At 43.1% G+C, this 20,146-nt stretch carries 17 protein-coding genes; 7 read left to right on the top strand and 10 right to left on the bottom strand.

The genetic code is table 11. The features are described from left to right. Positions 1 to 121: 121 nt before the first annotated feature. A complete protein-coding gene (locus tag ACESM0_RS01955; RefSeq protein ID WP_372903112.1) occupies positions 122 to 877 on the top strand; it encodes a GNAT family N-acetyltransferase in 756 nt (251 codons plus the stop codon). A 37-nt stretch (positions 878 to 914) separates the two neighbouring features. Next, on the top strand, positions 915 to 1,682 hold the full coding sequence (locus ACESM0_RS01950; RefSeq protein WP_372903110.1) for a lysophospholipid acyltransferase family protein: 768 nt from the start codon (positions 915 to 917) through the stop codon (positions 1,680 to 1,682). Positions 1,683 to 1,692: 10 nt separating this feature from the next. On the opposite strand, the gene ACESM0_RS01945 is transcribed toward ACESM0_RS01950, so the two are convergent. The 5 genes from ACESM0_RS01945 to ACESM0_RS01925 all read right to left on the bottom strand — a co-directional run bounded on the left by ACESM0_RS01945 (position 1,693) and on the right by ACESM0_RS01925 (position 10,666). Continuing rightward, positions 1,693 to 4,779 carry an efflux RND transporter permease subunit gene (locus ACESM0_RS01945; protein WP_372903108.1) on the bottom strand — a complete coding sequence of 1,029 codons (3,087 nt, stop codon included), beginning with the start codon at positions 4,777 to 4,779 and terminating at the stop codon, positions 1,693 to 1,695. Positions 4,780 to 4,865: 86 nt separating this feature from the next. Next, positions 4,866 to 5,255, bottom strand: coding sequence for a four helix bundle protein (locus tag ACESM0_RS01940; protein ID WP_372903106.1), 390 nt, complete (start codon positions 5,253 to 5,255; stop codon positions 4,866 to 4,868). Positions 5,256 to 5,289: 34 nt separating this feature from the next. Then, positions 5,290 to 8,562, bottom strand: coding sequence for an efflux RND transporter permease subunit (locus ACESM0_RS01935; protein WP_372903104.1), 3,273 nt, complete (start codon positions 8,560 to 8,562; stop codon positions 5,290 to 5,292). A 12-nt stretch (positions 8,563 to 8,574) separates the two neighbouring features. Further along, entirely contained in the window at positions 8,575 to 9,915 is a 1,341-nt protein-coding gene (locus ACESM0_RS01930) for an efflux RND transporter periplasmic adaptor subunit (protein WP_372903102.1), read from the bottom strand. 295 nt (positions 9,916 to 10,210) lie between these two features. Beyond that, the gene (locus tag ACESM0_RS01925; RefSeq protein WP_372903100.1) at positions 10,211 to 10,666 is read right to left on the bottom strand and encodes a GAF domain-containing protein; all 456 of its coding nucleotides are present in this window, start codon (positions 10,664 to 10,666) and stop codon (positions 10,211 to 10,213) included. Positions 10,667 to 10,789: 123 nt separating this feature from the next. On the opposite strand from ACESM0_RS01925, the gene ACESM0_RS01920 reads away from it, so the two are divergent. The 3 genes from ACESM0_RS01920 to ACESM0_RS01910 are packed head-to-tail and all read left to right on the top strand — an operon-like array spanning position 10,790 to position 13,416. Further along, positions 10,790 to 11,470, top strand: coding sequence for a MarC family NAAT transporter (locus ACESM0_RS01920; RefSeq protein WP_372903099.1), 681 nt, complete (start codon positions 10,790 to 10,792; stop codon positions 11,468 to 11,470). An 8-nt stretch (positions 11,471 to 11,478) separates the two neighbouring features. Beyond that, a complete protein-coding gene (locus ACESM0_RS01915; RefSeq protein WP_372903097.1) occupies positions 11,479 to 11,946 on the top strand; it encodes a DinB family protein in 468 nt (155 codons plus the stop codon). A gap of 51 nt (positions 11,947 to 11,997) precedes the next feature. After that, positions 11,998 to 13,416 carry an alanine/glycine:cation symporter family protein gene (locus ACESM0_RS01910; RefSeq protein ID WP_372903128.1) on the top strand — a complete coding sequence of 473 codons (1,419 nt, stop codon included), beginning with the start codon at positions 11,998 to 12,000 and terminating at the stop codon, positions 13,414 to 13,416. 351 nt (positions 13,417 to 13,767) lie between these two features. On the opposite strand, the gene ACESM0_RS01905 is transcribed toward ACESM0_RS01910, so the two are convergent. Further along, positions 13,768 to 14,184, bottom strand: coding sequence for a hypothetical protein (locus ACESM0_RS01905; protein WP_372903095.1), 417 nt, complete (start codon positions 14,182 to 14,184; stop codon positions 13,768 to 13,770). Between the two features lie 95 nt (positions 14,185 to 14,279). After that, a complete protein-coding gene (gene mce, locus ACESM0_RS01900) occupies positions 14,280 to 14,678 on the bottom strand; it encodes a methylmalonyl-CoA epimerase (protein ID WP_372903093.1) in 399 nt (132 codons plus the stop codon). A gap of 115 nt (positions 14,679 to 14,793) precedes the next feature. Between mce and ACESM0_RS01895 the strand changes: the two genes are divergently transcribed. Both ACESM0_RS01895 and ACESM0_RS01890 read left to right on the top strand, forming a co-directional pair. Beyond that, complete coding sequence (locus ACESM0_RS01895; protein ID WP_372903092.1) at positions 14,794 to 15,009, top strand: hypothetical protein; 216 nt, start codon at positions 14,794 to 14,796, stop codon at positions 15,007 to 15,009. A 15-nt stretch (positions 15,010 to 15,024) separates the two neighbouring features. Further along, on the top strand, positions 15,025 to 15,600 hold the full coding sequence (locus tag ACESM0_RS01890; RefSeq protein WP_372903090.1) for a DNA-3-methyladenine glycosylase I: 576 nt from the start codon (positions 15,025 to 15,027) through the stop codon (positions 15,598 to 15,600). Between the two features lie 396 nt (positions 15,601 to 15,996). Here the strand turns inward: ACESM0_RS01890 and topA are convergent, their stop codons facing one another. The 3 genes from topA to coaD all read right to left on the bottom strand — a co-directional run bounded on the left by topA (position 15,997) and on the right by coaD (position 19,749). Further along, on the bottom strand, positions 15,997 to 18,546 hold the full coding sequence (topA, locus tag ACESM0_RS01885) for a type I DNA topoisomerase (RefSeq protein WP_372903088.1): 2,550 nt from the start codon (positions 18,544 to 18,546) through the stop codon (positions 15,997 to 15,999). A gap of 66 nt (positions 18,547 to 18,612) precedes the next feature. Continuing rightward, complete coding sequence (locus tag ACESM0_RS01880) at positions 18,613 to 19,086, bottom strand: peroxiredoxin (RefSeq protein ID WP_372903086.1); 474 nt, start codon at positions 19,084 to 19,086, stop codon at positions 18,613 to 18,615. A gap of 171 nt (positions 19,087 to 19,257) precedes the next feature. Next, the gene (gene coaD, locus ACESM0_RS01875; protein WP_372903084.1) at positions 19,258 to 19,749 is read right to left on the bottom strand and encodes a pantetheine-phosphate adenylyltransferase; all 492 of its coding nucleotides are present in this window, start codon (positions 19,747 to 19,749) and stop codon (positions 19,258 to 19,260) included. Positions 19,750 to 20,146 lie beyond the last annotated feature (397 nt).

Genomic DNA, 20,146 nt, shown 5'->3' with positions numbered 1-20,146 from the left:
GAAGAAAACGTTTGTTGCCATTTTCGTTCATAAATAGTTAGTTCTTAAATTGTAATACAATTATTTGTTAAAATTGTTACCATCAAGTGGTCAGAACTGAAATTCATTAATTGGAAGAGTAGTGCTAATAAAAGACAGAGTTCTAAAAGAAGTTCAAAGTAACCAGTACACCATTAAGTTTGCTAAAACAGAAGAAGAAGTCGATGCGGCAATGCGGCTTAGATACAAGGTTTTTAATGAAGAACTTGCCAGGGAATTTGAGTTTGATGCCGGCAGAGAGAAAGACCAGTACGATGATCAGTGCCATCACTTAATTGTTGTAGACAATAATAGTGAAGAAATTGTTGGCACCTACCGGATGCAAACTTACGAACAGGCAAGACAAGGAAATGGATTTACCAGTGATGAACGTTTTAAATTGGATGAACTGCCAGACGAAGTACTGCAAAACGCAGTAGAAGTAGGGCGCGCCTGTATTAGTAAGGAGCATAGAAGCGGCCGGGTCCTGTTTCTTTTATGGAAAGGATTTGCCGGGTATCTCGAACATTTCAATAAACGCTACCTTTTCGGGTACGCAGCATTGGATACCAACAATATGAAGGTAGCCCAAAATACTTCTGAATATTTGAAAAAAGCGGGACATATCCATCCGGACTATTATATTGAACCGAAAGAGGAGTATAAACCGAATAAAAGTCAGTTTAAAGAAGATACAGATGAGTATGAAATTCCGCCTCTTTTTAAAAATTATCTTGATGTAGGATCGAAAGTTATAGCCGGCCCATCGTACGATAAAAAGCTCGATCTGATCCATTTTATGATTTTGCTGGACGTTAAAGCGATTTCAGATCGCACCAGAAGAATGTTTTTTGGGTAATATATGCCACTGGTTTAAAGCAGACTGAAAATTTATTATGAGAACATTTATAGCATCGATAAAAATATTTTTTCTCATTGTTTATACTCTTTCCCTTTATCTGATTTACTTAGTGGTATTTGCTCTGTTATGGCTTTTTAAGCTGCCATACGAGCCGTTACGGAATTTGTATATGTACTTATGGTCGCAGGGGATGTGTGTAGCTTTGAATATCAAGGTTAAAACGGAAGGAGAACCGCCGCAGGCTCCCTTTTTTCTGGTTTCGAATCATCTTAGCTACATCGATATTATTCCGCTTTACCTGAACCTGAAATGCACTTTTGTTGCAAAGAAAGAGGTAAGATCATGGCCTCTGTTAGGCTTTATGGTAAAAACAATGGGGGTAATATTTATTGACCGTTCAAGGAAGCGAGACGTGACGCGCGTAAACGAAATTCTTTCAAAAAGCCTGAATAGGTATCAGGGGATTATTCTATTCCCTGAAGGAACAACATCGGCAGGTGAGAATGTGTTATCTTTTCGGCCCTCATTGCTGAATTACCCGGCAAGCGAGGAGATTCCGGTCTACTACTCCACCATAAAGTACAGAACTGCAGAGGAGAAGGGAGACGCCCCAGCGAACAAGAGTGTCTGTTTTTTCGGTGCAAGGGATCCTTTCCACAAACATGTTCTGAAGCTGGCAAAAAACCGGCGCATTGATTGCACAATTCGTTTTTGCAGTAAACCGGTTCAATGCAGCGACCGTAAAGAACTGGCTCAACAACTCCATTCAGGAATGAGCAGAATATTTGAGCCAACAAGTTGATGCAAACCTGCTAGGCTGTCAACGACTTATCGATTAGTTTTCTACGTTTCTTGGATATGCCAATCACAACGGTTGGCACAACAAATAAGGTTAAAATGGTAGCGAATGCCAATCCTCCAATGACAGACCTGGCAAGCGGGCTCCAGGTTTCAGACCCTGCTCCAAATTCAAGTGCTAATGGTATCATAGAGAAAATGGTGGTCATGGCCGTCAGTAGAATAGGGCGCATTCTGCGTTTACACGCTTCCAGGAAAAGATCTGCATAGTCGCCGGAATTTTCTTTCCCCACGGTTTTCAGATGAATATAATCAAGCAGTACAATTCCGTTATTTACTACAATTCCTATCAAAATGACAATACCAATATAGGCAGGAACACTCAGCGGAGTTGCTGTAATGTATAGGAAAAACAGGGAGCCAAAGAATGCCAGAGGCACCGAAAACATAACAATAAACGGATCCCTGAGGTTTTCAAAAACGGATGCCATTACCATGTAGGTTAGTAAAAGGGCAAGGAAAAGTGCGATCAGAATTTCTCCCGAGCTTTGTTGCTGGGAAAAGATCGAACCTGTGAACTCGTAACGATACCCATCGGGCAGGAAAATATCATTTTCAAGGAGGTCAACGATTTTTTGCTGATACTCTTCCATATCGCCACGGACCATAACAGCCACATCGAGCAGTGTTTCCCGGTCGCGACGTGTAATTGTGCTGAGTCCTTCCACAGGCACAAATTCCCCCAATCCTTGAACAGGAATACGCTGATCTTCATATTGAGCCAGTTCTAATGAAAAAAGGTCTTCCCTGGTCTGAAACTGATCCGGGTTATTTCTTACCTGAATAGCAATTTCTCTGCCCTCTTCACGGAAAAAACCCGCACGGTTTCCCCGGGCCTGGGCACCAAGTGCACTTGCTACGCTTTGGGAGGTTATTCCGGTTCTGCTAATACGATTTCGATCCAGCTGATACTGGAGTTCAGGCATGGGCCTTGATCGGGGATTACTTACCGACATAACCATTGGGTCGTCGATCAGAGCGTTTTCCATTTCGAGAGTCAGCCTCTGAAGAATCTCCACATCCGGCCCGATTAAACTCACGCGGATTCCCCGGCCACCCCATCCGCGACCTGTAGGGATTCCGCCGCTGCCGCCAAGGTTGGCAATTTCTATGTTAATCTCCGGCTCGCGCAGGCGGTTTTGTAGCTCAGATGCAATATCAGCTGTGCTCTGTTCGCGATACTGATCATCAACCAGTGTAATACTCAAAGTTCCGCCATTGGTTAAGGTACTTCGCCCGCGACGTCCGATGTTGTTGATAACGGTCTTAACCTCCTCAGTATCAACTAAAATATCGGTGTAATCCCTTAACTTTTCGGCAGTAGTTGCCAGGTTGGTTCCGGCAGGGAGTTCAACACGAAGATCAAACTGTCCCTCGTCTGTTTCCGGGAAAAACTCCTTTTGAATGTCCTGAAAAAGAAATCCGGCTCCTGCAATGATAAGGACAACACTGATGGCTATGACGTACTTTCTGGCGAGTATCCACTCCAGAATTTTAATGTAGTTGTTCTCCAGTGATTTGATCCAGGCAAATGTATAACTCTTTTTCAGGAACTCTTCCCGCTTTAATATCAGAGATGCCAAAACAGGAATCAAAATGATGGATGCGATAAATGAACTTGTAATGGAGATCGAAATTGTTAGAGCCAAATCTTTGGCAACGGTACCCTGAAAGCCGCTTAAGCCCATTATTGGTATGAAAACGGCAAGCGTAGTCAAGGTTGATCCCAAAAGTGCACCTATAACCTCATTAGTACCGGTTACTGCAGCCTTAAAACGACTTTCACCTGCTTCGAGCTGATTCGCAATACTTTCAGAAACAACGATAGAGTTATCAACCAGCAATCCAATGGCCAGGGCGAGCCCGGTTATAGAGATAATATTTAAAGTGATATCCAGAAAATACATAAAGGCGAATGTGGCCGTGAGCGAGACTGGAATACTCATGGCTACCACAAACGCTATTCGCCAGCCTCCCATAAAAAGGAGGAGAATTAAAATAACCACAACAAGTGCAATGAGTGCCGACTGCGCCAGATTGGAGATTGAGTCTTCAATAAACTGACCTTCGTTATTTAAAACCTGCATGCTCACACTTCCGGGCAGATTGGGTGCAAACTCATCCATGGTTTTGACGATCTGTTGGGCAACATCCAGAGTGTTGGCATCCGACTGCTTTTGAATCTCTATAGTAACACTGTTGCGACCGTTTATTTCTACAATATTGGTGATGTCTTCGTAATCATCCCGAACTACTGCCACATCCCGAACCCGAATTGGAATATCCTCTCTCATCGTTATGATGGTCTGAGCAATCTGATCCACATTATCGTACATGGAGCTTGCACGGATGCTGTAACTGGTTCGGTCGGCAACTAGGCTCCCAACCGGTTGTTGTACGTTATTGCTCTGTATGGCATTCGAAACTGCTGTAGGCATGATTTGGTGCCTCGACATTGCCTCAGGGATTAGATCCACGTAAATATTTCGGTTCAAACCACCGCGAGTATCGGCTGAGGCCACGCCGGGTATACGCTCAAATCTGGGTTCAATAAACTCCAGGGATAGGGTTCGCAACTCGTCAAGTCCTAAAGCATCCGATTCCAGGCTAAGCTGCATAATCGGAGCCCTGTCGGGATCGAATTGAAAGATAAAGGGCTCATTCGCCTCGGCAGGAAGCTCCCCGCGGATCCTGTCTACGGCCTCCCGGACTTTTTGTTCGGTTACCATGGTGTCGGTTCCGGGTTTGAGCCTGAGTATCAAAAATGCGCCCCCTCGGCGTATGTTGGAGTCTAAAGACTCTACTCCTTCTACCCCCATAATTACACTCTCAATCGGCTCCACAACCAGCCTGAGCATATCGTCTGGCGCTACATTTGAGTAGTTGACCGATACAGCCATAACCGGAATATTGAAGGTTGGATAAAGCGTAACCTTCAGATTCATAAGAGAGAAAATTCCAAAGCCGATAACCAGCAACGACATCATAATGGCTGTCACCGGTCGCTTTAGAATTTTTTCTGTAATTGTGATTTTTTTCATGGCGATAAACCTTCCGCAGGAAGGTGTTTCAGGTTAAAAGTTTAAGGTCTCAGGTTTTCCTCAACAACATTGCTCCATCTGTTCAGCTACTGTTTATATTTTGGACCTTTTATATCGGATTTTTTGAGATAATTCATCAATGTTGAAATTTTCTTGCTGATAGAAATTGAACTATTTGTAAGTAATTTAAGCTTGTCTTCAGTGATGTATTTACAATCAAAAGCCCTATAAAGTTGAGAACGTGTTTCACCGCATGACCCTTTGGCTATGCTTAGAAATTGTATGAATTCTTTATTACCACCACGTTCAAAACCCTCAGCAATATTATCCATTATTGAACCGGATGATCCGCGAATTTGATCTTTTAGTTTAAAGTCTTTTGAAAATGGTCCAATATTGGTGATTTGATATACATCTTTGCAAAGCTCTCTGGAGAGCTGCCATATTTCAAGATCTTCAAATCTGTTAACTTTCATATTCCCTCCAACCTTAAACCTTAAACATTGAACTTTAAACTTTCAGCGGATCTTCCTTGTGTACGGCATCAAAACCGGCTTTTTCTACCAGAGAATTGATCAGGTTATACATACATGGAACGGCAAAAAGCATCAAAATGGTACTCATGGTTAACCCGCCAATGACAGCGCGGGCCATCGGGCTCCACGTCTCGGCACCGGCACCCAGCTGAAGCGCCAGGGGAACCATCGCTAAAATAGTGGTAAAAGCGGTCATCAAAATAGGTCGTAACCTTCTGCCTGCACCGTTTACAATTGCATCGTGCCTGACCTGCCCCCGCGACTGCAGAATTTTTATATAGTCAATCATCACAATACCGTTATTTACTACAATACCGGTCAAAAGTACGAGACCAACCATTGCCGTGACGCTTATCGGGGTTGATGTGATCCAGAGCATTAGCAATACTCCGGTGAGGGCTAATGGAATGGTCACGATGATGATAAAAGGCTCAACGAGGCTTTCAAACTGGGATGCCATTACCATGTAGGTCAAAATTCCGGCAATAAGAAAAGCTATTATCAAATAGAAGAACGACTCGCGCTGTTCTTCAGCTGATCCGCCCAGTTCATACCGGTATCCCTCGGGGAAATCAATGTTACTTATTGCGGCATTTGCCAATTCTGTTGCAGTCTGGAGATCTATACTGCCCAAATCACCCTCCACCTCAACCATTCTTTCCTGATTTACCCGAAGTATATTGGATGGGCCGGTGTAGCGATCAATGCGTGCCAAATTCTTTAGAGGCATCCAATTGCCCGCAGGTGTTTGGATCTGAAGTTCCTCCAATGATGTAGATTGTGTTTTATCTATGGGATCAATTTCAACCAAGACTTCAAATTCAATTCCCTGATCAACAAAAGTTGTAGCGGTAGCTCCCTGAACCGCGTTACTTAATGAGGTGGCTACCTGTGATGTTGTCATTCCTACGCGGGCAATCCGCTCCCGGTCCATCTCTACACGAAGTTCGGGGCGTCCCTGGTCTGCAGAGCTAAAGACATTTACAATACCGTCAATATCGTTCAGCTCAGTCATTACTTGCGAGGCTAATGCCCGTTTTACGTCCTGATCAAATCCATAAACCTGAACGATTAATCCTGTTTCTCCATCGGGGCTGAGCGGATCTTCCCGAACCGCCCTGATATTTGCGCCGGGAACTGCGTTCAATGATGAAAGAACGGAAGAAGCAATTTGCATCTGGCTGCGATCGCGTTCTCCAACCTTAACAAGTTCTATTCGAATGCGGCCCTGATTACCACCTGGATTGTCGGCACCTTCGATGCCAATTTTATCCCCGTAATCTGAAACAATAAGCCGGGCCTCTGGAACTTCGTTACGAATAATATTTTCAGCCTGTATTATTGTTCGTTCCAGTTCCATGAGGCTAACACCGGGCTCTCTCTGCACCTCCAGAATGATAAAGTTTTCGTCTACCTGAGGGAAAAATTCTCCTCCCAAAAGGAAGTAGATTGGTAGCGATGCAATTAGAAGTGCAAAAGCACCAAAAACTACAAGGCCGCTTCTTTTCAGGCTTTTGTCCAAGGCGTTTTTGTAGCTGTTTTCGAGACGGTCAAATTGTTTGCCCAGCCAGGGCCCCACTCGATCGGAAAAGAGTGCTTTTGATTGGGATGCAATCCAGGCCCATATTTTCAGAAATGGCCAAAGCAGGAAATATCCGATGAAGAGTGGAATAGCGAGGATTCGTGTAAATACATTCTGTCGGCGCCAAACCAACAGTTTATTCATCAGATTTCTTGCAGGATCTTTTTTATCCGCGTCAATCAGCTCCCTGTCAAACAAGCGAGAACTCAGTACCGGAATCAACGTAATTGCAATGAGTACAGAAACAATCAGGGCAAACGAAATGGTAAGGGCTAAATCACGAAATAATAGTCCGGCAATTCCAGGTACGAAAAGAATCGGGAGAAAAACGACAAGAGTTGTCAGAGTAGAGACGATAACCGGAGTGGCTACTTCCTGGGCGCCCGATACAGCTGATACTTTACTGTTCTCACCATCCTCTTTAAATCGGAAAATATTTTCCAGAACCACAACAGCGTTATCCACCACCATACCCACAGCGAGCGTTAGCCCGGAGAGTGATATGATGTTCATGCTCACATTCGAAAAATCCATGATGCTGAATGTGGCAATAATCGAAATCGGGATTGTAATAGCCACCACGAGGGCAGACCGTCCGTTTCTGAGAAACAGCAAAAGCATAATGATGACCAGAATCACGGCTTGCAGTCCGGTCATAATCAGGTTATTAATCGAGAGACTGATAAAATCTGCCTTGTTTGTCAGTATCTCAAGGCTTACGTCGCCGGGCAGTACATTGCGGACCTCCTCCAGGGTATTTACAACTCCGCCGGCAGCGCTAACGATGTTGCTATCGCTCTGTTTGTAGATATTCATGATTACGCCTTCGTTACCCTGAACGCGTACATTTCCAATAGGCTGGGCAATCCCGTCTTCTACCCTGGCAATATCTTTCAGATAAACAGGGTTTCCCTCATCAGTTACCGAAACAATGCTGTTCCGAATCTCTTCAATATTTTTAAAGTCCCCGATGGTTCGCAGTGAAAATACGGTTTCTCCCTCGGTAAGTTCGCCGGCAGGGACCTGTACATTTTCTTGCCTCAGTCGACTCGAAATATTGCCCACGTCGAGATTATAGGTGAGCATTTGAGCATTACTGATTCGCACGTTAATTTGTCGGTCAAACCCTCCGGCTGTTTCTGCTGAAGCTATTCCCTCAATCCGTTCTATACGCTGTTCAATTTGCCTGGTGGCTAACGTCCGCAGTTCCCGGGGGCTTCGTGAATCTGAGGTTAACGCAAGAACCAGTACCGGTTCATCATTAGGGTCGTAAGAGAATACGATGGGCTGCTCAACATCATCAGGCAGGCCTCGCCGGATCATGTCAAGTCGCTTTCTCACCTCAGTTTCGGCTATAAAGAGATCTGTCCCCCAGTTAAAATTCAATTTTACAACCGATGACCCCTGACTTGAAAGGGAGCGTACGCGCCGAACTCCGGATATACTGCCAACCTGTTCTTCGATTGGCCGGGTGATAAGCGCTTCGATGTCTTCCGGTGCAACACCTTCAAATGTGGTGTAAACAGTAATTGTGGGGAAAGATACATCAGGGTATAAATTCAACCTGAGGTTATTCAATCCATATAGTCCGAACCCGATCAGTATGATGCTGGCCATCATAAAGGTGATAGGCCTGTCTACAGCAATTTTGGGTAAATTTTTCATGAATCTAAGTTCTTAATTATTACCGCTTGCTTGCCGACGATTTCCGGAACGCTGGTTACTGTTTTGCTGCATCTGCTCGCGCATTTTCTGCCGTTCTTCAGGAGACATGTTCTGCAGTTTTTCCCTTCTCTCTTCAGGGCTTAGATCCATTAGATTTTGTACTTGTGAGGTATCTGTCTCAACTTCTTCCGGTTCTTCTGTCTCAATAGAGCCGGCTACCCGAATTTTGGAGCCTTCATTTAAATTACGCTGACCCGTAACGATTAATCCTTCACCCGGCTGAAGCCCGTTGAGAACTTCAATTCGATCACCCTGCTGTATACCCAGCTCAAGCTCACGTCTCACAGCTATTGAATCGCCCTGATTCACAAATGCCGAATATGTTCGTTCAAGCTCAATGGTTCCGGTTTCAGGTTCAATATAAGTGTCCACCTTTTCTACCATGGCCGATCGTGGAATTACAACTGCATTTTCTCTTGTTTGAAGATTGATACGTGCCTGAACGAGTGCTCCCTGGTAGACGGACGTTTCAGTATCAGTTAGTGTGATAACCACTTCTCCCAATCCTGTTGCTGGATCAAGTTGCGGGCTGATTCTTGAAACCACACCTTCGGCGATAGCATCAGAACGGCTTGAAAGAGATAGCAAAACACTTTGCCCGGTCTTTATAAGTTCCCAGTCCTGAAGCGGTAAAAATACTCGGGTTTCAAAACCGACCAGATTTGCAACTTCGAAAATTACTTGTCCTGTTGAAGCTATATCACCTTCTGTGATAGACTGGCTCAATACAACACCGTTTACAGGCGACTTGATCTTAGTGTTTTCAAGATTCTCTTGGCTCTGAGTAAGATTTGCGCGGGCTGATTCCAGTTGTGCTCTGCTGTTAAGATATGTAGCACGTACGTTATCAAGCTCAGACTGGCTGATGAGATTCCGCTCATAAAGTTGTTGCTGACGGGCAAATTCAGTGCTGTCTCGTTCAAATGCTACTTCCTGTTGGCGAATTTGAGCTTGAGCTTGCTCGACGGCATCCCTAAACGTGGCATCATAAATTTCTGCCATTACCTGACCTTCAGATACGTTATCCCCCAGGTCAACTAAAACCCGGGTCACTCTGTTTGATACCTGAGGTGTTATGGAGACAACATCCTGTGCGCGGATTGTACCGTAAGACAGAACCTGATCTGAAATCGTTTCAGATTGAACGGGTACAACTTCAACACTGGCTGCCGACCCGCCTCCAAAGCCGCCCGGCCGATTAGAGGATCTTTCATTGTTTTCGTCAGATGATCCGCAAGATGTTATTATAAGTACCAAAATTATCGCTGCGGATAGGGAAAGTAGCTTTTTCAACCGATTAGTCGTTTTATTAAAATTTTGATTTTGAAAATGTAAGGAGTCGTACGAAAGAATCTCATGAGAGATACAATTTATCACAGATAAAGCCCTGATTTTTATAATTTATTACAACTTTAAATGCTGAAATATCTCACAAAAAAAATTACTGAAAACCGATTACCGTACAAAAAAGCAAGATTTTCTTCAGCCACTCATTTAGACGTAAGAAAATATTATCGGTTTGGTTGACGAGCAAAAAAACCACCTGTCTCTCTTATTCGTTCAGATGGTTAGTGATATGTCATATTGTCTAAAATATTGCAGAAAGCTCTTTACAAATATCTTCACAAAGTTTTTGCAGGTCCTGAGTTATAGCATCTTTTGTGTTAGAGTCGATGTCGAGCTCTCCAACAAATTGATCTTCCTTCATGATTGGAACAACGATCTCAGATTTGACGTGAATGCTGCAGGCCAGATAGTTGTCTGCTTTATTTACATCCTGCACTACAAAAGTTTTCAGAGTGTCAGCCGCTTGTCCGCAGATTCCCTTACCGAAGGGAATGCGCGTGTGATCGGTTTCTTCACCAACATATGGCCCCAGTTCCAGCATATTCTCTTCATCTTCAGCTACAAGATAAAATCCGGTCCAGTTGAACACGTCAATATCATTATCTAAAAGCTCACAAATAGCTTGAAGTTTTTCATTTCTGCTTTTATCGCCATTTATTATTGATTTAGCTTTACTTAAAGTTTCTGAATGAGCCATGATGAGTAGAGTTTTGTATTTCTGAAAATTGGGTAAGTAAAGGTAACAATTATTTAAACTTCTCTGAAGATTAGAAAGAATTTTTGGTATACAATGGAATAAATCATTTTTATCTTTGGAGCTATGTTTGAATGGATACCTGATACAGTTACAGATGGAACGGCATCACACTTTCTAACTTGGGGAGGACTTCTTTTTGCAAGTTTTACCTCCCTTTTTTCTGTTGTAAATCCGCTTGCGGCAATGCCGCTATTTTTGTCGCTAACCGACAGGTTTAGCGATGCAGAACGAGATCAGACTGCACTTTGGGCTTCTATTTATATGTTAGGCGTACTTATCGTTTTTCTGCTGCTCGGTACGTTCATACTTAGTTTTTTTGGAATATCACTTCCCGGTATCAGAATAGCCGGTGGATTAATCATTATGCGCGCAGCTTACTCTATGTTAAATCCGGAAAAATCCGGGAGAAAGCTAACTGCAGAGGATGAGAAAGCCGCGATGGAAAAAGAAGATATTTCGTTTAGTCCTCTCGCTTTGCCGCTGTTGTCCGGGCCGGGTAGTATTGCTGTTGTGATTGGTTTTGCCACACAGGCAGAAAGTATGTTCGATTATCTAATTAATGGTATTTCCATCGTATTGGTAGTTATCACAACTTATGGCCTGCTAAGGCTTGCACCAATATCAGCTAAGTATATTGGGCACACAGGGCTTAATGTAATGACCCGACTGATGGGCTTTATCGCATTGGCCATCAGTGTACAGTTTATTTTAAGTGGAATTGGCCGATATTTTGGCCTCGCATAGTTAAATAAATGGAACAGCGGCAGGCGCTTCAGCTTCTCTTTACTTACGACTTATGGTGCACGCGTAAATTGCTTGATCATATAAATGATCACTCCCCATTTAAAAGAGATGTGGCCTGCCTCGCATTTCTGGCTCACATTGTAAATATTCAGGAAATCTGGTATAGCAGAGTTATAGAAACTTCGTTTAGTGAAACCGAAAAATGGGATGAGTATAGACCGGGAGAACTGCGCAAAAAAGCCAAAAAACTAAACAAAAAGTGGTTAGATCTCATTGGTGATCACGAAGTAGAGCTCGACTTTGAAATTATTTTTTTTACTGAAAAAAGGGTGAAAAAAAGTGCCGAATTAAAAGATATTTGCAGACATCTTGTTATTCATGGCGAATTTCATCGCGGTCAAATTTTACTTTTTCTCAGAAATTGTGATATTAAGCCGCCTATGATCGATTATTCTGCATATCGATCCGGTAGTTGAAAGCGGGTGCTTTCTTGAAATTAAAAACCAAAACCAATGTGAGGTTCTGCTCTGGAATTTTTAGAACAACTTTTTGTCGATTTTGCCAATTATGCCTGGGGGACGCCACTTCTGGTTTTACTTGTTGGCGGTGGAATATTTTTTCTCGTATTCAGTCGTTTTATGCCTTACCGAAACTTCAAACACGGTATTGAAGTACTTTCCGGTAAGTATGAAGACCCTGATGCCCCCGGAGATATTAACCATTTTCAGGCTCTCTCCAGCACGCTTGCCGCAACCGTGGGAATGGGAAATATCAGTGGTGTTGCCATTGCCTTAGGTGTGGGTGGTCCCGGTGCTATATTCTGGATGTGGATCACTGCTATTGTAGGTATGGCCACTAAATTTTTCACCTGTACGCTCTCAATTATGTATCGCGGAAAGGACAGCAGCGGTAAAATTCAGGGTGGGCCGATGTACTATATCACGGAAGGTCTGGGGCAAAAATGGAAACCTTTAGCAATCTTTTTTAGTATTGCCGGCTTGATTGGCTGTACCCCAATGTTTCAGTCAAACCAGCTCACACAGATTATTCGGGATACGATGTTGGCCGAAAATGGGTTATTGGGATACGAAACCATGATTCTTGCCGGATCATTTCTTACGGAAACCGGATTTCGTCTTTCTGACATCATAGTGGGCTTGATACTTGTTTTCCTGGTTTCATTGGTTATTTTTGGCGGAATTAAGAGGATTGGCCATGTGGCCGCTCGTTTGGTACCGCTTATGGTACTTCTCTACATTCTTACTGTTGTATACATCATTATTAACAATATTGTTGATGTGCCACACTATTTCTGGTTGATTGTTACGGATGCATTCACAGGACAAGCTGCTGCCGGAGGTGCGCTGGGTGTTGTTATTTCGAATGGTATCCGCCGCGGAGCATTTTCGAACGAGGCAGGAATCGGTACGGAAGCGATGGCACATGGGGCCGCTAAAACGCGTGAGCCTGTTCGTGAAGGACTGGTTGGAATGCTTGAGCCGGCAATTGATACACTTCTTGTCTGTACAATGACGGCTTTTGCTCTGCTAATGACAGGTGCCTGGACAGATACAACCGTAGATGGAGTTACGATGACAGCTGTAGCATTCGATACCGGAATTCCTGTATTCGGAACATATTTACTGCTGATCTGCGTATTTATCTTCAGCATTACAACCATGTTTACCTACTCATACTACGGTACCAAGTGCCTCAACTTTTTGGGTGGAGCGCATAGAATGCACTACTACAACTACTTCTATATCTTTTCAATCTTTGTTGGGTCCATTACAACGATCGACATGGTTATCAATCTGATTGATGGAATGTTTGCGATGATGGCGATACCAACCATGGTTGGTACTCTGTTACTTGCTCCAAAAGTTGTAGAAGCTTCAAAAGATTATTTTGAGCGAAAGAAAAACGGTGATTTCGATCACTATTAAGCCGTGAAAGTCTAGTCTAAAGAAGAGAAGAGTAGCTGAAAAAGGAATAAAAGCCATTAATTCCCCCTTAGAAGGGGGGAGCTCGTAAGAGCTGATAGGGGATGATCTACAAAGTTAAGATTAGGATCGTAGATTCATTATATAACGTGGGTTTCAGATAAAATTTAGAATTTAAAGTTTCCCTGGTAAATCTACAGTGTGTATAAATCTTAAAAACATTTAAGTTGATATCACGCTCATAGTTAGTAGTATAGGCTATAGCTTTTATCAATCGGATCCTCCCATTCGTTCCTACGCTCTCTTGTCCTTTTCATCCCGACCGAAAAATCACGTTTTACTTTAACGAGCAGCTCAATTTTTAGACTGATACTCCTTAAGCGCCTGTATATATTCGTAGCGGGCTTTAATTCCCGCCCGGTTACCGTAAACCATTCCCAGAAAACAGGATAGAGCCAGAACAAAAAGAATCAGTATTTCAGTAGTAGTGATGGCATCAGAGAAAACAATGATCCAAACGGCGGGCGGTAAGAAGACAAGAGCTGCCAGAAGCATATGCAGGTTTGTGGGGAAAGGAACCTTCCGGATGTAGCGTTTTACTGCAGCATAGGTGAGGTTCAGATATATGAAACCAAACGCCAGAAGTACCAGCGTTCCAATGAAACCGGGTTCGGAGATAAATTCTAAAAAGCGATTGGTAAACAAAATGATAGCCAGTGAAATCATCACTGTCCATGTGGCGTAAGCAAAAAAACGAGCGCCGTCTTTCATACAAATGATGGGATTAGTTTTGAGAAATTATAGTCTGTAAAGGTAAGGCTGTTTAAACTGAAGTGAAAAATTGGAATCTGTAGTTTTAGATCGCTCTATTTTTTGGACTGACAAAGTTCAACCAATACTCCATGATTTCCCTTCGGATGCAGAAAAGCCACTAACTTATTATCAGCACCCTGTTTAGGAGAGTCATTCAAAAGAGTGAAGCCCTCATTTTTTAGTCGCGCCATCTCAGCTTGTATATCGTCTACTTCAAAAGCCACATGATGAATGCCTTCGCCGCGTTTTTCGATATAGGTGTTTATCACAGAATCGGGTGCAGTGCCTCCCAGAAGTTCAACTTTTGATTCGCCTGTTTGAAAAAAAGCCGTTTCAACTTTTTCACTTTCTACAATTTCACGTTTGCTGCAAGGGGTGTTTAAGATTTTTTCGTACGTTTTAACGGCGTCTTCAATATTTTTTACGGCAATGCCAATATGATCGATATGCATGATGTGCGATTTAGATGGTCGTTAAAAAAATATGTTCAGGTAATATGTTCAGGTACTTATCATAAAATAAAGCTTTGTAGCTTCTCAATCACAACTTCAATCAACAGGTGATCAAATGGAAATATTGCTCTTAAATTTTTTCCTGATTTTGGGAGCAACAGTTGTGACTACCGATGCTCAAGAGTCCTACTCTACAGCGGTTCCTGAGACATTTATTTACGAATGGATCGGTGAGGAGATGACCATGCAGATATATTTCATCCTTTTTTTGAAGCCGGGCCCTGAGCGCAGTCAGAATTCTGAAGAAGCTGCCAGGCTAAAGGATCTGTAATTAACTGAGGAAAAAATGGCAGAAAAGAAAAGGTGCGGATGGGTTGAGGGTACGTTTCAGCAGTATGTTGATTACCACGATAGGGAGTGGGGCGTTCCCGTCCATGAAGATCGGGTTCTCTTCGAATTCTTAATTCTGGAGAGTGCTCAGGCCGGACTCAGCTGGAGCACGATCCTGAAAAAGAGAGAGGCGTACCGCAGTGCATTTGCAAATTTTAATCCAAATGTTGTAGCCGGATTTGGAGATGAAGATGTGGTGCGGCTTATGCAAAATGAGGGAATTGTGCGATATGACAAGAAGATTCGATCTGCAATCAAGAATGCACAGAGTTTTTTAGAAGTACAAGAAGAGTTCGGTTCATTTGATAAATATATCTGGGATTTTGTGGATCATAAGCCGATTGTAAATGCTCCCAAATCATTGCAAGAAGTGCCCGCTAAAACGGAGTTGTCCGATCAAATAGCAAAGGATTTAAAAAGGAGAGGGTTCTCATTTTTGGGCAGTACTACAGTATATGCGTATATGCAAGCGTGTGGGCTGGTGAATGATCATATAACTGACTGTTTCCGCTATCAGGAGCTGAAACACTGATTTTAAGATAAAAATAAAGGTGCGTTTTCCCCCTTTGTGTTTTGTTTTGAGACATAGGTAATACCTTTGAAGGGGGTAGGGGGATGACTTTCTAAATATCGCAGATAGATTTTAAAATCATTTAAATAGACCGATACATTGAAAAAGAAGCGGGCTTTGAGCTTTTGATAATCGACTCCGATAGATATTGAACCCCTTCAGGGTTCTGAAATAAATCACCATTTACTACCCCGACTTGCAGTCGAGGCTATTCACGTTTGATCCGCGATTGCGGATCGGATTTTTCAGTCAATTGCAGATCTTTAACTGTTACTCAGAGTACGAATAGAGCTCAAAAGTCAAAAAGAAAAAGCCCAACAGTAATGATGGGCTTTTCATCAGTTTAAGTAATAAACTCTATTTCTTCCCTTTTTCGTCAATCAACCGAACCGCATCTCCCATGGATACTTTTTCGGGCTCTGTTCCTTTTGGCAGGGAGATATTTTTTTTACCGTATTTCAGGTAAGGTCCATAGCGGCCGGTCATCACTTTAACGGGTTTATCCGTCTCGGGATGATTTCCAAGCTCTGCAATGGTTGAACTTCCCCGGCTTCCCTTACCCTTCTCTTTAAGAAGCTGCACGGCGCGATCAAGATCTATCGTCAACACATTGTCATCTTTTTTCAATGATTTAAATGTGCCGTCATGCAAAACAAAAGGGCCATATCTTCCCACTCCGGCCTTCACCTCTTTACCGGTTTCAGGGTGCTCACCCAGAGTTCGAGGCAGTTCAAGAAGGGAGGTGGCAAGGTCGAAATCAACATCTTCCGGTTTCATGCCCTTCAGTAAAGAAACCCGCTTGGGCTTTTTATTCTCCTCAGTGACCTCTCCAAGCTGCACATAGGGTCCGTAGCGACCTGAAAGCACATAAACGGGCTCACCTGTTTCAGGATGATTCCCAAGCGATTTAGGCCCCTCTTTCTCAGCTTTTATTAACTCTCTGATTTTTTTGGCTGAGAGCTCACCCGGGTCAAGATCCACAGGGAGTGAAGTAGTTACTTCTTCTCCGTCAATTTCACCTTTTACGTATGGGCCGTAGCGGCCAACATGAACCTGCATACCGTTCAGCCCTTCAATGGGCAGATCCAGCAGGCGTGCTTCCTGTGGATCAATTTTGTCTTCACGTTGGTCTACCTTCTCTTTCAGACCGTCTTTGCCTTTGTAATAATCATCCAGGTATTTAACTGGATCATATTTACCCTTGGCAATTTGATCCAGCTTATCTTCAAGCGATGAAGTAAAGTCACTGTCTACAATTTCAGGGAAGTGTTTTTCAAGTAGTTCTGTTACAGCAAATGCAGTGTACGTCGGGATAAGAGTTTTTCCTGCTTTTTGTGCGTAACCGCGATCCTGAATGGTGCTGATAATGGTAGCGTACGTACTGGGGCGTCCCACTCCTCTTTTTTCAAGCTCTTTTACGAGCGTGGCTTCAGTAAATCTCGCTGGCGGCTTGGTCTCATGAGAAATCGATTCCAGATCGTGGAGATCAATATTTTCGCCCATATCCATATTTGGCAGAAAATTCTCCTGATTTTCGAGTGCAGCATCCGGATCGTCACTTCCCTCCACATAGGCACGGAAATAACCGGGAAACAAAATCTTTTTACCATTCGACCGGAAATCAGCCTCGGTATCATCTTTTTTAGCTGTGATGGTAACATTCGTAAACTCAAGCTTAGCTTCTGCCATCTGGGTAGCGATTGTACGCTTCCAAATCAGATCGTAGAGTTTAAACTGGCGCCCGCTTAGCCCAGATTTTTCCGGGTGAACAAAGCTTGAACCTGCCGGACGAATAGCTTCGTGTGCTTCCTGTGCGCCTTTCGATTTTCCGTAATTTCGAACTCGCTGGAAGAGATAATCTTCACCATACTGTTTCTCCACTTCATTGCGGGCTGCGTTAATCGCTTGCCCTGACAAATTCATGGAGTCTGTACGCATGTAGGTGATTAATCCATTTTCATACAGCTTCTGAGCGATACTCATTGTATCCCTGGCTGAAAACCCGAACTTACGGTTTGCTTCCTGCTGCAGAGTTGAAGTAATGAAAGGAGGAGCCGGATTACGTTTTTGAGTTTTAACATCAATATCCGTTACCGACCAACTCGCCTCATTCAGTAAGTCCCTCAATTTTTCTGAATCTTCTTTCAGCAGAAGAACAACACTGTCCGGTTTTTTTAGTTTTCCTGTATTCTCGTCAAAATCTTTTCCGCTGGCCAAACGCTTACCGTTCAAATAGGTTAGGTCTCCCTGAAATGAATTCTTTTTATCATCTTCCTTAGAAAGCTGAGCCTTCAGATCAAAATAGGTGGCGCTTCTGAATTTCATTCGTTCCCTTTCGCGCGAAACCAGGAATTCAACCGCAACAGATTGAACTCGGCCTGCAGAAAGTCCCGGTGCAATTTTTTTCCATAGCAGCGGTGAGATAGTGTACCCTGCCAGCCGATCCAGAATCCGGCGCGTTTCCTGGGCGTGAACCAGATTCATGTCGATATCCCGAAAGTTTTCGAGAGCGCTTTGAATGGCCTCTTTGGTAATTTCGCGAAAAACCATTCGCTTAACAGGTACTTTTGGTTTTAACAGCTCGGTCAAATGCCATGAAATGGCTTCACCTTCACGATCTTCATCCGTTGCAAGAATCAGCTCATCGGCATCCTTCAATTCCTTTTTGAGCTTGGTTACGATTTTCTTCTTACCCGCCGGAACTACGTAGAGAGGATCATAGCGGTCGTCAACGTTAATGCCCAGATTTGACCACTCCTCTTTTTTATACTTGGCCGGAATTTCTTTGGCTGATGAAGGCAGATCGCGAATGTGTCCCATCGAAGAGTCTACCACATATCCTTTTGGCAGATATTTCTTGATTGTTTTTGTTTTTGTAGGAGACTCAACAATTACTAGCGATTTCATGTATTAAAAGTTTCTTCAGGTTTTCAGATAAGCTCTTGCCGGTTTAGGCGATTACTTGATTGATAGTTAGAGCTTGTCGATTAGCTCAAACAACTCCTCGGCATGCGCTTTGGTGTTTATTTTTTCGATTATTCCCAACACGGTTCCATCCTTATCAAGAATAAATGCTGAACGGGAGGGGGCATTAAATGTTTTTCCGTACATCTTTTTTTCAACGATGGAGTCTGTAGTTTCAGCAAACTTATAATCGGGGTCAGATGCGAGAATGTAATTAATGTCCAGCTTTTTCGCATAGTTTTTGTGTGAACCACAAGTATCCTTGCTCACTGCTACGAGATTATAACCTTTTTCGTCAAATTTATTGGCGTATTCTGCAAGACTCCGGTTCTGTTTATCACAGCCGCCGGTGTTGTTTCGCATGTAAACCGAAACAATAGTTGGCCGGGTTAAAAGCTCTGAGAACTTAACCTCTTCCTCTTCTCCATCCCGGACAATACTTATAGTAAAATCAGTGTCAATTTTTTCACCTTTCGAAATCATCTATGCTATCTGTTTTGATTGAAGTTGGAATGTTATAAAGTCAATCAGTTGGCAATTCGTTCTCAAAACCATGCCCTGCTTGTGACAGACTTTAATAATACACATTAATTTGTGCAGGGGGCAAACAGTTTCTTGAATAGAAACTTCATGTATTAATGCAAAGGAGTAACGTTAAGTGTCGTACTTATCTCGAAGAGCCCTGGCTACGTTATCGGGGACAAAGCTGCTGAGGTCCCCACCCCAGGCAGCGATCTCTTTTACTATAGTAGCAGAGATAAAGGTGAGCTGTTCATCCGGCATCAAAAAAACGGTATCCACTTCTGGAGCTAATCGTCGATTGGCGAGGGCCATTCTGAATTCATATTCAAAGTCGGATATTTGCCGTACACCTCTCAGTAGAACATTGACCTCCTTTTTCCTGGCTAAATCAACAAGAAGGCCGGTAAACTGAATAATCTCTACTTGTGAAGACCATTCAGAGTGACTGATGGATTCCTCGATAAGTTTGATTCTCTCTTCACCGGTAAAAACAGCGTCTTTTTTATTATTGACTGCAACTGTGACGATGATTTTATCAAACATTTTAACAGCACGACTAAGAATATCGAGATGTCCGTTTGTCCAAGGATCAAATGAGCCGGGGTAGAGTGCAACGCGTTCCATATAGCGAATATTTTGTGATCTGGGTTTGGTTTCTAAATGCTGGAAACTGTGTCTGAGGCTGTCCCAAAAGAACCTTTGTGCAATGATAGATTCAGTAGGCTTAGCTGAGTTTTCAATATGTATAGAATAAGCTTTGTGCTGCTTCGAGTCCTCGAGTCTTCGTGGCTAGAATCGCAATTTAATGCCACCAAGACTCAAAGTCTCAAAGATTCACGAAGTAATCTTAAATAGTTAAAATAATCATATGATTAATACATCCTCCTGGAATCCTCTACAAAAGGTGAGTTCTCCCGTGTAAGCAGTAGACTTTCAAGCATCTTAATCGACTTATTATTCATCGAACTCAGGTTTTTCAATAGATCTGACAAAGTATAGATATTCAGGCTGATACTCCAAT

The sequence above is a fragment of the Rhodohalobacter sp. genome (assembly GCF_041686455.1).
GTDB lineage: Bacteria > Bacteroidota > Rhodothermia > Balneolales > Balneolaceae > Rhodohalobacter.
This window is presented reverse-complemented; position numbering and strand designations above follow the sequence as displayed.

Bases quoted from the DNA above. Each gene is read 5' to 3' on its own strand.
- ACESM0_RS01950 (WP_372903110.1), top strand. From the start codon at position 915: ATGAGAACATTTATAGCATCGATAAAAATATTTTTTCTCATTGTTTAT.
- ACESM0_RS01945 (WP_372903108.1), bottom strand. From the start codon at position 4,779: ATGAAAAAAATCACAATTACAGAAAAAATTCTAAAGCGACCGGTGACA.
- ACESM0_RS01940 (WP_372903106.1), bottom strand. From the start codon at position 5,255: ATGAAAGTTAACAGATTTGAAGATCTTGAAATATGGCAGCTCTCCAGA.
- ACESM0_RS01935 (WP_372903104.1), bottom strand. From the start codon at position 8,562: ATGAAAAATTTACCCAAAATTGCTGTAGACAGGCCTATCACCTTTATG.
- ACESM0_RS01925 (WP_372903100.1), bottom strand. From the start codon at position 10,666: ATGGCTCATTCAGAAACTTTAAGTAAAGCTAAATCAATAATAAATGGC.
- ACESM0_RS01920 (WP_372903099.1), top strand. From the start codon at position 10,790: ATGTTTGAATGGATACCTGATACAGTTACAGATGGAACGGCATCACAC.
- ACESM0_RS01915 (WP_372903097.1), top strand. From the start codon at position 11,479: ATGGAACAGCGGCAGGCGCTTCAGCTTCTCTTTACTTACGACTTATGG.
- ACESM0_RS01905 (WP_372903095.1), bottom strand. From the start codon at position 14,184: ATGAAAGACGGCGCTCGTTTTTTTGCTTACGCCACATGGACAGTGATG.
- mce (WP_372903093.1), bottom strand. From the start codon at position 14,678: ATGCATATCGATCATATTGGCATTGCCGTAAAAAATATTGAAGACGCC.
- ACESM0_RS01895 (WP_372903092.1), top strand. From the start codon at position 14,794: ATGGAAATATTGCTCTTAAATTTTTTCCTGATTTTGGGAGCAACAGTT.
- ACESM0_RS01890 (WP_372903090.1), top strand. From the start codon at position 15,025: ATGGCAGAAAAGAAAAGGTGCGGATGGGTTGAGGGTACGTTTCAGCAG.
- topA (WP_372903088.1), bottom strand. From the start codon at position 18,546: ATGAAATCGCTAGTAATTGTTGAGTCTCCTACAAAAACAAAAACAATC.
- ACESM0_RS01880 (WP_372903086.1), bottom strand. From the start codon at position 19,086: ATGATTTCGAAAGGTGAAAAAATTGACACTGATTTTACTATAAGTATT.
- coaD (WP_372903084.1), bottom strand. From the start codon at position 19,749: ATGGAACGCGTTGCACTCTACCCCGGCTCATTTGATCCTTGGACAAAC.